We start from the raw sequence: 12695 nt of genomic DNA on the forward strand, positions 1-12695 counted from the left end.
CTATGAGAATAACAACACTAAACATTTATAACTACAAAAACCTAAGTATTGAACTCAATAATAGTTCAAGCATTATTGCTTTAATTGGCAATAACGGTAGTGGAAAGAGTAATATTTTAGAAGCAATAAGCACTATATTTTTTCATGTTTATAACAAGAAAGAAAAAGATATTCCTTTTAATTTCAAACTTGAATATACCATACGGGGTAATCAAAATGTTTTAATTGAAAAGAAGAACTCTACAATAAATTTTATGGTAGAGGAAAAGCACTATGCTGACATTCAACAATATTTACCGAAACAAATTGTTGCATTATATAGCGGTGAAGAAAACAGGCTGTGGTTGAAATCATATCAACCACTTTATATGGCATACATAAGCAATATAAACAAATCTGAAACCAGTGGTTTGGGTGATTATTCAATTGTGCCGAAAATGCTTTATATCAATAAATTTTATTGGCATATTTCATTATTGTGTTTACTTCTTTCCGATGCACTTGATACTAAAAAATTCTGTGAGGAAACCTTAGGTATAAATAAAATTAACTCCATAAAATTTGATTTCAATACTACAAACTATGCAAATTATAGTGATAGTGCTGTAAAGTCGTTTATAAATTTAATTGACACAAAAAACGACTACACCATAACCGAGTTAAGGAAGATAATTTCAGAAAGTCCATATTCACTAGACATTGTTTTCAAATATCTCTATTTGGCTTTTACACCTGACAAAAAGAAAATGTTAGAAAACATTACGATAAAGTATAATGATGAAAATTTAGATATTGAAGACTTTAGTGAAGGTGAAAAGAAAATGCTGCTGATAAAAGCAGCACTCGAATTTGCTGGTTTAGAAGACAGTTTGTTCTTGCTTGACGAACCAGATGCACACATACATTTGAGCAATAAAATTCAAATTAAGAATGTTTTCAAGGAATACTTAGACACAAGACAAGTTATTCTTACTACGCATTCACCGACACTTACAGATACATTGGAAGATGATAGTTTATATATGCTGAATACTGGAAAACTTGTCCCAAGTAAAAAGCAAGAAATACTAGAAAATGTATCAGGTGAATTTTGGAATAAATTTCAGCAAAACTCCTTTATTGCTTCTAAAAAACCAATCATATTATTAGTTGAAGGAAAACACGATAAAGAGCATATAACAAACGCCTTTGAAGAATTGAAAGATGAATTCAAAACTCTAGATTTTGAAATATTTAAACTAAATACCGAAACAAATATTCAACCATTTTTGAGGGGTCTTTATGAAAGTGAATTTGATAACACCAAAATATATATTGGATTATTTGATAGAGAAGCTAAAATTTTAAATGATTTTAAAAACCCCAAGAACTACTCAAAAATTGATGGCAAAGACTACTTTAAAATAATAGAAAGTGATAAGCCTAATACGAATTATTTTGTTACTGCTCTGCCTGAACTTGAAGATAAGAAATGTGACTGTTCTATTGAAATGATGTATGACTATTCGAAATGGGAAGAAGCATATCAAAAGGCTGTTCAAAACACAATTGGAAAAACTTCTAACAAGTCAATTAAAACATTTTCAGAAGACGTTCTTAATGATGCTAAAAATTTAATGAGTGAAAACTCAAAGACATTTAACAAAGATGATTTTAAAAATTTCAAAAGGCTTTTTGAATTAATATCAGAAATCCAAACCTATAGAAATGGTTTGATTAAAACGCCTCAAAAAGGCGAAACGAAAAAGGTTATAGAAATAGTTGAACCTGCACCAAAGGCGGACTTTATTGAAATTTACACAAAACGTAGAGGGACAGTTTTAACTGCTCATTTTTATGCTGACACAACAAAGACAATATTACAATCTGGGAGTATTATTGCGAATGACGTAGTTCCTAGTTTTACTCCAAAAGAGAAAGCCGACAGAAATAAATTAAAAAAGAAACATTGTGAATTTAAAAACGATAAATGGACTATTAACACGCCTATTGAATTTTTATCTCCAAGTGGAGCAATCAAATTCGGTGTAGGCTCGAACATTAATGGATGGAAATATTGGTTAATCAAAGGAACGGACAAAATACTAGAGACAATTAGATAAATTTAGCCAACGCTTTTGGTGGCACATTTGTATTTTTTTCCAACGCACAGACCAACGCTAAAAAAATCCAAAAGAGCCACCAAGCCAACGCACAAAGACACTGCAAACAATGGACAACACAGCAACGACAAACAGAAGGCCAGCTTGTAACAGCGGTTTTGCAAAAAAGCGGGTTCAGTGGTTAATTGAACATTCTACCTCGCATCAACTTTTGTGCTATGTTGACAGTTTAATGCTCCGAAATCCGCTTCTTCGCAAAGCCGCAAAACGTTGTGCGTCAGCTTGGAGAACCGAACATGACGACTAAAATTTAAATTAGATAAATATGACATTTGACGAAGCCCTTAAATCAAAATTAGAAATTGGAGAAACTATTGAAATACAAGATTTGAAATATAAAGTATTTGTTGTCCCTTATGACGAAAAAGATTTGTCTAAATATTTAGCCGACTATGTGAAAATTAAATTCGATGATAATTCAGCTAAAGCTTACTCCAAAAATTCGAAATTTAAAGTTTACGCCTTATGGCAATATATGTCTAATTTTTTATACAAAGAATTAAAGAGTTGATTTATCAATGTCTACAGCAAGACCTATTTTTAATTTATTCCCTTTAATATCTAAAAGAACTATAGTTTTTGTTTTGGCTTCAAAATCAGTTATGATTTTTTGAATTTTATGTTCTAATTTTTTACTAGATTTAATCGTTTTATTCATTAAAATATTTGACATTTTTATTAATTTAAACTTTCATTCCTTTAAAGTGGCGGAATGATTAACCACATAATTTATTATAACTATGAAATCAATATTTAAAGGTACTATCCATATTATCGTAGTTTTAATTATCTTGTACGTGATGAATATTGGACTATATTATTTTTTACGTTTTGTATTTATAAATATTTTTATCCCGTTTAATGCGTTTCATTTTGTTTACAAAATATTAGCTTTAGTAATTGGTGGTGGAATTGGCTACGTATTACTAACACTTATTCAAAGAACAACAACAATACTTGGTGGGTTTATTTTTGAAAAAATAAACGGAACAGAATCCTCTCAATTTATAGTTTATATAGTAACTATTGCAAACACAATTTATAATATTGTAAGAATTTGTAAAGTTCCTGAAACATATAGTTTTTGGATTATTTGCGAACTAATAATCATATCAGGATTTTTATGGTCTTTAAATTATATTGTATTACCAGCAAGTGAACAATTTGAGCTATACCGAAATCAAGATAACACGTAAAAAACAACTAAACCGACAAAAAAGCCGAACGCACAACAGCTGTTTTGATATAGTGGGGTTTTAGTGGAATTACCGTTTCGCATCGACTTTTCTGCAAAGCAGAAAGTTGAAAGGTTACGAATTCCCCACCATCTCAAAGCAGCAAAACGTTACCTGCTATTTTAACAGAAAATCCGCAGAAAATGACGTTCTAAAAATATAAAACTAACGTGAATAAAGAGTTTTGGAATTTAACAGATAGATTAGTAGAATTAGGCTATGATAAATATGAAAATCCTATAACTATGGAAGAGTTTGGGGAAGCACATAGTGATATTGAAAAAGCTGAACTTAACTTGGAAAAATGGATAGAGCTTAGAGAAAAAATGAAAGAGATTGAAATATGGACAAAAGAGAATAAAGTGCCTTTTACTACATTAGTCACTTTTCAAATAAGAGATTTTTTAGATTTCCTTAAAAGAGATTCTAAAAGTATATCGTAGTTACTTAGTTCCATTTCTATATAATTCTTAATTTCAATAGATTGAGTATCAAATTCTGACTTGAGTTTAACAGAACTTCTTAATCTGTTTTTAAGCAAAGAATAAGTATTATCAATACTACTTTCAGAAACTGATTTGAGAATGTCATTTAATGTAGTTGCACAATAAAATCTTACTATAGTTTGGTATTTATCAGGATAGTCGGATAATTTAATTTCAATCATTTTTATAAAATTTTAAATCAAATATAATAAAATATTATTATTAAATTGCAAAGAATATAAACAGCAGGTAACAGCGGTTTTGCAAGATTTGGGCTTTAGGTTAAATTTAAAATCGGTCTTGTGCTTGGAAACATTAGTGAAAAAATTAAAAATTGGGAAGGCTTTCCCCAAACCTCGCAAAGCCACAAAACGTTGGCAGCAACCATATTAAAAAAACCACCTAAATTATGAATGAAGAACAACATCCGTGGAATGTTTTTCCTGAAAATAGAAAAGGAAATAAATTAATTTTAGGTAGTTTTCCGCCTAAAAGATTTACAATGAACCTAGAAAATTTACTAGAAAATGACATAAGTTTTTTCTATGGAAGTTCAGATAATAAATTTTGGGAAATGTTTTGTGTTAGCAAAGATTTAAATTATAATTGGCGTTTATATCCCGAAAAATTAAAAAATTATTTAATCGATAATAATTGGATAGTTTCAGATATTATTTTAAAAACTACTCGAAAAGTTGAAAATGCGTTGGACAAAGATTTAATAGTTACCGAATGGAATATAAAAATCATCAAAGAAATTTTAGAAAATAATAATATTGAAACAATATACTTTACGAGTAAATGGGTTCAAGAAAGATTTTGCACAAAAATATTTCCTTCCTTAACTAGAATTCCTAAAATAGTAATTTTAATTTCACCATCTAGAAACGGTCTAATGAGTTTGAATTGGGCTCGTGAAATTTTTCCACAATTGAAAGCAGAAACGAATACAAATTACAGACAACGATATTATAATCATTTTTTAAACTTATAATTTATATGAAAATTAAATTCTATTTATCATTCTTAATAACATTTATTTCTTTTAATGTTAATTCTCAAATTATTGAAGAAAAAAAAGAAGGTGACTTTACATTAAAAAACCATTTAAATAACGATTTAGAAGTTGTCAAAGTTGAAAAGTTCAAAGATAATTCTTTGTATGAAAGCATTGAATATTTACCAGGTGGTAAAATTAAAAATGGAAAATTTTACCATAAAATTTATGGCTTTGGTAATTATGTAAACGGTAGGTTGGAAAGTGGTGAAATTCTTTACATTGAAATTGTATCGAATTATACTACTGAGAGTAGTTGGTATATTGATCACAAAAATCAAATTTTTGTATCTAAAAATAAAATTAGCACATCATATGCAAATAATAATCAGCCAATTATTGTTTATGAAAACCAAAATAATCAGAGGATTCCATTGAAAAATTATGATGATAGTAAAATTGTAAATAATCTTTCTAAATGTAATTATGCAAAACTAAAAATTTCTAATTTTAGATTAAAAGGTATGCATCAAATAAAGGTTGGGTATTTTTCCGAAAAGACACAAATTTTATATGAAAAAAATGATGGTTCAGATGATTTAGTATCTGTAATGAATTTTAACGAAAACGGTGTTTTAGATGGTGAACAATTATATTTTAAAACTGTACATTATGGTCTAACTTCAAATAGTGAACGCGATGATAGAAAAATTGTGCATTCAGCTATGTTTAAAAATGGTAAACCCTTACAATATTCGAAAATAATGTTGCCAAAAAGAAACAATGAAACACAAGTTTTTATTGACAGTATAACCTTTAATAAAGATGATTCAAAAAATTCTACATTTTTATATGATAACACAATTGTTAATCATCCACAGCCAACACTTGTATTTAACCCTTTTAGTGGTTTTGTGCAATTGACAAATGACTATTATTATAAAAACGACATCATCGGTAATATGGATGCTGTTACGCCTGATAATGCAAATTTGAAAAGTCTAATGAATTCTAAAAGTACTGGTGTTACAAATGATTTAAGAAAAATAATATTTTTAAGATCCGTAGAATATAATAAGTTAACTAACGAAAATACACACTGGGATAAATCATCAACCGATAGAAAAATTACGTTCAGCGGAACACCAGAAATATATTACTTTAAACAAACAAACTTTATTGATAAAATTTCAAAAAATGATTATACCGCATTTCCATATGCTTTCATTTGGCAAGCATACTTACAAAATTCTAATGACATTGCAAGTATAGAATTATTGTATTGGTATGAATTTATGTTAAAAGGAAGCGTAATTATGAACGAAACTTATTTTAGTAAAAAACACAATCGAAATGAGGCTAAAGCAGAGTTTCAAGGATATGGCAACTCAAGTTATTATGAATACGATTCTTATTTGAAAAAAGATATTGCAAATGGTGTAATTTATGATGAAGTTGAATACGCAAAATTAAATGTGATAAATAAAAATGATAACGTAGATTTATCTATTGCTTCCACAACTTTAGATACTAAAGCAAAAGGCAATTTTTTTGAAAAACAAATTGTTGAGGGTGATTTTAATTTTGATAATATTAAAGATGTTTTAAAAGTATATCAAGATACAATTAATCCTAAAGCTGTTTACAAAGTGGAAATAATCTTATCAAGAATAAATAATCTAAATAAGTATGAAGTATTTTCAACTGAAAAAGCAATTAAACCGGATTTTCCTGATGCTGAAACCATAGATGATAGATTCTTTTCAGGAGAGCAATTTGATAAAGTTGAATTTAAAGATGGAATAATTTCATTTAATTGTGTTTTGCAAAGAGGTTATTACACACATAAATATAAATTTCAAAATAATTCTTTTGAACTTATAAGTGTTAAACGAGTAATAGGCAGTGCTGATTATCTGGAAGATATAGAGTACAATTTAATAACAGGAGAAATAAAGAAAAAAATTGAAGAGGACAATAAAAAACCAATAATTAGCTTAGAAGTTCACAAAATTTCACAATTACCTAAATTAGGTGAATTTGTTCCTTTTAAATCTGAATTTTATTAAAATAAATAATGTTAACAAATAACAAGTTTATAAAGACAAAATGAACATTCCGTTGTATTTCTAAGAATATTATAAATTTTTTAAAAAGCAGTCTTTGGTAATAAAAAATTTAATAATGCTTTTTTTTATTTAAAGTATTGCTACCAAGTATAACAAAATTAATATATTACGTATAGAAAATTAGATAATGGCAGCTGCCAACACACGTTTTGCGAGATTGCGAATTATGTGGTAAATTCACGTTTATCGTTCGCAAGAAATTTAGTAGTAACAGAAAATACTCAGTTACGAAGCTCGCAACCTCGCAAAGCGTGGGAACGTTATGGTACATTTTAATATGACGCACAGAAAAATTAAATACGATTTATTAACATTAGTTGCAGGAACACTCTTTTTAACTTCCTACTTTCTAAGAGACTTCCTTTGGGAAAAAATCTGGCTTTTTTCAGTTATACCATTAGTATTATTAGGAATTACTTTTGTAGGAATGTTTATTTTAACAATTACTACCAAAAATCGAAACGGAATATTAATCGGACTGGTAATTCTTGGAACTTTTTTTGTTTACGGATTAGTCACTTCAGAAATTTTTAAAAGCAGAAAATTGTTAGAAGCAACTTTAATGGACGATTTGACTGCGATTCATCTGACTCTAAGAGCCGACAATAGCTTCGAAGTTGTCTCATCAAATATGTTCAGTGAAGAAGTTTTTAAAGGAAAATATTTACTTGAAAATAACAAAATAATTTTTAAAGACAAGCGATATAGTAACAACTTTATTCCAGATACTTTAACAATTATTGGTGACAAAATAATCGTTCATTTTGACAGAAAAGGAAACCCAATAACGGATTTTGCAACATATTTTGACATTAAAAAAAATGAAATAAAAAACGTACCATAACAGCGGTAGCCGTTGCACAACGGCTACAAAAAATGAGTTCCCACAGCAATCATAAGAAAACAACCTTTTTTAAAGCGATTTAAAGAAGGTTATTTTTTTTGGTTTTATAATTATTTATAAAAATAAGACAGTCTAAAAACCTTGTTATGGGTTCATATAAATAGGTTTTACATAAGATTGCTGCTTTGCTTACTTTTAGTTGCATTCTTTGAAGTTCAAGTGTTGGTTTTTTGACAACAAAGCGTAAGTATTTCTTCAAATTATAGGTCAATGATGCCATTAAAACGTGTTTGTTGGCATTTTTTATTCCTCGGGTATTGACGCGCTTCATGTTGGTAAAGTTGATTAGTGTTCCTATGACAGGCTCTACGGTTTTGCTACGCACTCTGATCATCTTTTTGGTGTATGCTGGGTTTTGATTGAGCTTTTGGTGCATTCGGTCGTAATGCTCTTTATAGATGCTATCATCTATCTTTTTGTATTTTGTGACTTTACCGCAGCATTGTTCTCGTAGTAGACAGTTTTTACAACTGCTTTCGCTACTGCGATACGTGCGTTTGGTGTACCCTTTACTATCGGTTTTCTCGCCTTTAAAACTAAGAATGGCTTTGTTTCCGCCTTCTTTTATACATTCATATTGATGAAGCTCTTTGTTAAAAATAAATCCTTCTCGCTCGGATTTGTATTGTCCGAAGTTGGGAATAAATGCGTTGATTTGGTTTTGGTGGAGATAACTCAATGCTTCGCCACTGCTGTAACCGCCATCGGCTAAAACTTCTTCTAATTCAATATCATTTTCTTCAAGATTCTCTTTTGTAAGTTCTACTATTTGCTCTAAACACTGTGAGTCTCTTTTGTCTGTAAAATCCGAACAGGCTCCTGTGATTACATGGTGCGCATCGTCAACGGCTATTTGACCAAAGTAATTGAGTTGTCTGGCTTTGCCTGGTTTTACACTTATTTTTGCATCAGGATCTGTAGGTGAATAATGCGTATGATTTGATAAATATTTAGGTCTAATTAAGTTGCCATGCTCATCAGTTTTATCGCCTTTTTGACTTCCCTTGGGCATGTCTTTATAGGCTTCTTTTTTCCAATCATGATGTTGTTCTACTAACTTTTTTCTTGTACTTGTAGTTTTAAATTCACTGTTCTCTTCGAGTTCGTTGACAAATGCACTAGCGTCTTCTAATACTTCTTTTTCTATCAAGCTGTCTAATGATGCATTGGCTTTGATAAAAACGCTGTCAATGGCTTGGCGTTTGCCTCGAACCATACCCTTGCTTACGCACATTTGCAAGACTTCTTTAAAAAGGGTCAAAAACACTTCTTCTCCATACAATTGACGGGTTCTACTGATCGTTGAGTGCCATGGCAAGGCTTCATGAATATCATAGCCTAAAAACAGGCGAATGGATAAACTATCGCTACAAAAAGCTATTAATTTCCTGTCGGAATTGATGTTGTTCAAATAACCTACAAGCAATATTTTAAAGAAAACAATTGGGTCAATACTTTCTTGACCTTCTTTTCCGTAATACTTTTTTGTGGCTTTTCGTATAAATTGTAAATCAAGTTCATTACCTACTTGTCTATAAAAATTATCCGCTGGAACTAGGTCGATAAGATTAACCGAAACGAATAATTGGGGCGTAAAATTCTTTTTTCCTTGCATGTTTAAAAATACAAAATTGGCTGTTTTTATGCAAAATTTTTTAGGTATATTTGAGCGTTGTGCAACAAGCACAGCGGTTTGCAAAAATGGCGAAATATGTGGTAAATTCACGTTTATTTTACGCAAGAACTTTTATCTTAGGATATACTATGTGGTCACCATCACATATTAAATATACTACCTACCCCATAGGCATCATCTCATAATAGTTACAAAGTCATCCTCCCGAAAAGTCATAACACATTTAAAGAAATGATTACAGGTATAGAATGGTTTTTTGAAAAACCTACAAAATGAAAAGCATCCTACCAAGAACTGAGAGAAATTTTACTTGGATTGAAACTGACCGAAGAAGCAAAATGGGGATGCCCCTGCTATACTTTTGAAAAAAAAAAATATAGTTTTAATTCACGGCTTCAAGGAATACTGTGCTTTATTATTTATGAAAGGAGTTCTTATCAATGATCCACAAAATATTTTAGTTCAGCAAACAAAAAATGTACAATCAGCTAGACAAATTAGATTTACAAAACAGGAAGAAATAATTAATCTAAAATCAGTTATTAAAAGCTACATTACAAATGCGATCGAAATTGAAGAGTCAGGTGTTGAAGTACACATGAAAAAAATAAGTGACTTTGAAATTCCCGAAGAATTTCAAGTAGCATTAAATGAAATAATCAATTTGAAAGTAGCATTTAATAAATTAACTACAGGGAGACAGAAGGCGTATCTATTGTATTTTTCCTCTGCTAAACAATCCAAGACGAGGGACACCAGAATACAGAAATCAATCCCAAAAATTCTTAGTGGCAAAGGTTTAGACGATTAAAATCACAACATACCCAACTTTATCCTAAGTAGGACCATCTTTAAAAATCCATAAAAAAAATTAACTAATTTCTGCAGAAATAGTATCTTAGCTTTCCTTGTACTAATAAAGCTTTGCATAATAAAGGAAAAAAATTGACAATAAAGAAAATGGCAACAGACCAATTTAGTTTATATTATGCTGGAATACTTAGGCTCTGCCGTTCGTATAAAAAAGCGTATTTGACCAAAATTTTTTAATCTAAGATCAGTCTAAAATTAAAAATCACTAAAAGTAATAAACCAAAAATGACTAAAATCAACTACATTGGAAGAAGTTCGATGACGCCAACCTTACTATATACCAAACTGTTGAACTCATAATCTCAATTTAACTAAAAATAGTTACAAAATCACTTTATCCCTTTTAGTATAAATTGCTTAGACCATCTTAAACCAATAACATATGCGACTACTTCTACTTTTAATCTGTTTGTGTTTCCTTAATTGTAAACCTGCCAAAAGCGGACTAAAAAATACGGCTTCAGAAAAACACATTAGACAAGTGCATGATACAATTGGATTTACAAAATACGATTGGCAATTAGACTCTATCTATAACCGACTGGGGATAAAAGATGTTAAAAACAACTTACAATGGAAAGCTGCCATATGTCCACATGACGATTATAAGTATGCAGGTCGGTTATACTATGAATCTCTAAAGGGAATTAATGCCAACACCATAATTTTAATTGGCGTTGCACATCGCGCTCGTAACTTTAACCTTCAAGACAAAATCATTTTTGGAGATTTTACACATTGGAAATCACCCTATGGTAATTTAAAAGTATCGACTCTAAATACTGAAATGATGGAACGACTTCCGCAAACGTCGTATGTTGTCCATAATGATATGCAGGAGCTAGAACATTCATTAGAAGCTATTGTTCCTTTTTTACATCGCAAAAATAAAAACCTTGAAATTATCCCAATTTTGGTTCCATATCTCAACTTTGCGATGATTGATGACAGTAGCAGTGCACTTTCTGATGTAGTGTCTAAAATTCTAAAAGAGAAGAAATTGCAATACGGAAAAGATATAGCAGTAGTCATATCAAATGATGCCGTGCATTATGGTAATGAACAGTGGAGTGGCGATTTAGCTCCTTTTGGAGTTGATGATGAGGGAACCCAAAAAGCGAGAGCACTAGATAAAGAAATCATTACTAATTGTTTGGTGAACGAAATTACTACCGAAAAGATAAAAACATTCACCGAATATACCGTTCAAAAGAATGATTACAAAGAATATAAATGGGTTTGGTGCGGGCGATATTCGGTACCTTTTGGATTAAACTTTGCTAATAAATTAAATAAGGCCATTTTTAATAAAGCTTTAAATGGAAAATTGATTGACTATCAATCAAGTATAGACCATGCTCTTATAATAGTAGAAGATTTAGGAATGGGAACTACAGCAATAGCTACGCAAAAACACTGGGTAGGCTATGCCAGTTTAAAATATGAATAAAAAAGTAATTTGATATCATCTAAACTAAATAGAATGGAGAATGGTTGGTTTTGCTTTTAGTTTCTACTTTTTAGATCGAAAAATAGTCAAAAAGAGCGAAAGCATAAATAGTACTTTCTTTTTATCAATAGAGTTACCTGAAAACAAAAAGAACCACTAGCCCATCTTAGCGCCTTTAAAAAAAGAGGAATCACATTTATTTCAAAAAATTAAATAATATTGATTTGAAAATACTTAAGAAAATGATAACTTGAGCTATTAATTTTTTACAAGACAAATATGGGATCAATTAAAACAGAAATCAAATGGGCAATAATTTTTTCAATGGTCGGACTTCTTTGGATGGTCGTAGAGAAATTGAGCGGTTTACATGATCGTTATATTGATTACCATATCTACTTAACCAACCTCTTTGCTATTCCCGCTATAACAATGATGGTCTTGGCGCTAAAAGAAAAAAAGAATACTTTTTATAATGGTAAAATGACCTATATGCAAGGGTTCATTTCGGGTACTATCTTAAGTCTACTTATTGCGCTTATTAGTCCTATTACACAATACATTACAACCTACCTTATAACTCCTGATTATTTCACTACTGTTATTTCGCGATCTGTGGAATTAGGATATTTCAGCACGATTGAAGAAGCAAAGTCTAATTTCAACTATGAAAATTATGCCATTCAAGGAGCAATTAGTGCCTTAGTAATGGGAATTATAACGACTGCTGTTGCAATGTTATTTATACGAACAAAAAACACTCCTAAAAAAGTACAGTCTTAGAACAGCGGCTATTGATTTAGCGATGAAAAAAGTACACAAAC

Annotated in this window: 12 protein-coding genes; 10 read left to right on the top strand and 2 right to left on the bottom strand. The window is 30.2% G+C overall.

The window, feature by feature from the left end; all coding sequences use genetic code 11:
• The first annotated feature begins 2 nt into the window (after nt 1–2).
• Both ACZ2G0_RS13495 and ACZ2G0_RS13500 read left to right on the top strand, forming a co-directional pair.
• On the top strand, nt 3–2102 hold the full coding sequence (locus ACZ2G0_RS13495; protein WP_470308043.1) for an AAA family ATPase: 2100 nt from the start codon (nt 3–5) through the stop codon (nt 2100–2102).
• Nucleotides 2103–2427: 325 nt separating this feature from the next.
• Entirely contained in the window at nt 2428–2673 is a 246-nt protein-coding gene (locus ACZ2G0_RS13500) for a hypothetical protein (RefSeq protein ID WP_470308044.1), read from the top strand.
• On the opposite strand, the gene ACZ2G0_RS13505 is transcribed toward ACZ2G0_RS13500, so the two are convergent.
• On the bottom strand, nt 2662–2835 hold the full coding sequence (locus ACZ2G0_RS13505; RefSeq protein WP_470308045.1) for a hypothetical protein: 174 nt from the start codon (nt 2833–2835) through the stop codon (nt 2662–2664). The genes ACZ2G0_RS13500 and ACZ2G0_RS13505 overlap by 12 nt on opposite strands.
• A gap of 67 nt (nt 2836–2902) precedes the next feature.
• Between ACZ2G0_RS13505 and ACZ2G0_RS13510 the strand changes: the two genes are divergently transcribed.
• The 5 genes from ACZ2G0_RS13510 (at nt 2903) to ACZ2G0_RS13530 (ending at nt 7852) form a co-directional block, all read left to right on the top strand.
• Nucleotides 2903–3358, top strand: coding sequence for a hypothetical protein (locus ACZ2G0_RS13510; protein ID WP_470308046.1), 456 nt, complete (start codon nt 2903–2905; stop codon nt 3356–3358).
• Between the two features lie 209 nt (nt 3359–3567).
• Nucleotides 3568–3840 carry a hypothetical protein gene (locus ACZ2G0_RS13515; RefSeq protein WP_470308047.1) on the top strand — a complete coding sequence of 91 codons (273 nt, stop codon included), beginning with the start codon at nt 3568–3570 and terminating at the stop codon, nt 3838–3840.
• Between the two features lie 451 nt (nt 3841–4291).
• A complete protein-coding gene (locus ACZ2G0_RS13520) occupies nt 4292–4876 on the top strand; it encodes a uracil-DNA glycosylase family protein (protein ID WP_470308048.1) in 585 nt (194 codons plus the stop codon).
• Between the two features lie 5 nt (nt 4877–4881).
• Nucleotides 4882–6948, top strand: a complete 2067-nt coding sequence (locus ACZ2G0_RS13525) for a hypothetical protein (protein ID WP_470308049.1) — start codon at nt 4882–4884, stop codon at nt 6946–6948.
• A 322-nt stretch (nt 6949–7270) separates the two neighbouring features.
• Nucleotides 7271–7852, top strand: coding sequence for a hypothetical protein (locus tag ACZ2G0_RS13530; RefSeq protein ID WP_470308050.1), 582 nt, complete (start codon nt 7271–7273; stop codon nt 7850–7852).
• Nucleotides 7853–7931: 79 nt separating this feature from the next.
• Here ACZ2G0_RS13530 and ACZ2G0_RS13535 read toward each other — a convergent pair whose 3' ends face one another.
• Nucleotides 7932–9527: an IS1182 family transposase gene (locus ACZ2G0_RS13535; protein WP_470308051.1), complete on the bottom strand. Its 1596-nt coding sequence runs from the start codon at nt 9525–9527 to the stop codon at nt 7932–7934.
• 382 nt (nt 9528–9909) lie between these two features.
• Here ACZ2G0_RS13535 and ACZ2G0_RS13540 point away from each other — a divergent pair, with 382 nt between their 5' ends.
• From ACZ2G0_RS13540 to ACZ2G0_RS13550, 3 genes are all read left to right on the top strand, one after another.
• Nucleotides 9910–10359 carry a YdeI/OmpD-associated family protein gene (locus ACZ2G0_RS13540; RefSeq protein WP_470308052.1) on the top strand — a complete coding sequence of 150 codons (450 nt, stop codon included), beginning with the start codon at nt 9910–9912 and terminating at the stop codon, nt 10357–10359.
• 444 nt (nt 10360–10803) lie between these two features.
• The gene (gene amrB / locus ACZ2G0_RS13545; protein ID WP_470308053.1) at nt 10804–11871 is read left to right on the top strand and encodes an AmmeMemoRadiSam system protein B; all 1068 of its coding nucleotides are present in this window, start codon (nt 10804–10806) and stop codon (nt 11869–11871) included.
• A 279-nt stretch (nt 11872–12150) separates the two neighbouring features.
• The gene (locus tag ACZ2G0_RS13550; RefSeq protein ID WP_470308054.1) at nt 12151–12654 is read left to right on the top strand and encodes a DUF4199 domain-containing protein; all 504 of its coding nucleotides are present in this window, start codon (nt 12151–12153) and stop codon (nt 12652–12654) included.
• Nucleotides 12655–12695: the final 41 nt, after the last annotated feature.

The organism is Flavobacterium sp. KKT103, from assembly GCF_055640565.1.

What these genes read in the sequence shown, in the direction of transcription:
- ACZ2G0_RS13495 (WP_470308043.1), top strand. Translation starts at nt 3, where the DNA reads ATGAGAATAACAACACTAAACATTTATAACTACAAAAACCTAAGTATT.
- ACZ2G0_RS13500 (WP_470308044.1), top strand. Translation starts at nt 2,428, where the DNA reads ATGACATTTGACGAAGCCCTTAAATCAAAATTAGAAATTGGAGAAACT.
- ACZ2G0_RS13505 (WP_470308045.1), bottom strand. Translation starts at nt 2,835, where the DNA reads ATGTCAAATATTTTAATGAATAAAACGATTAAATCTAGTAAAAAATTA.
- ACZ2G0_RS13510 (WP_470308046.1), top strand. Translation starts at nt 2,903, where the DNA reads ATGAAATCAATATTTAAAGGTACTATCCATATTATCGTAGTTTTAATT.
- ACZ2G0_RS13520 (WP_470308048.1), top strand. Translation starts at nt 4,292, where the DNA reads ATGAATGAAGAACAACATCCGTGGAATGTTTTTCCTGAAAATAGAAAA.
- ACZ2G0_RS13525 (WP_470308049.1), top strand. Translation starts at nt 4,882, where the DNA reads ATGAAAATTAAATTCTATTTATCATTCTTAATAACATTTATTTCTTTT.
- ACZ2G0_RS13530 (WP_470308050.1), top strand. Translation starts at nt 7,271, where the DNA reads ATGGTACATTTTAATATGACGCACAGAAAAATTAAATACGATTTATTA.
- ACZ2G0_RS13535 (WP_470308051.1), bottom strand. Translation starts at nt 9,527, where the DNA reads ATGCAAGGAAAAAAGAATTTTACGCCCCAATTATTCGTTTCGGTTAAT.
- amrB (WP_470308053.1), top strand. Translation starts at nt 10,804, where the DNA reads ATGCGACTACTTCTACTTTTAATCTGTTTGTGTTTCCTTAATTGTAAA.
- ACZ2G0_RS13550 (WP_470308054.1), top strand. Translation starts at nt 12,151, where the DNA reads ATGGGATCAATTAAAACAGAAATCAAATGGGCAATAATTTTTTCAATG.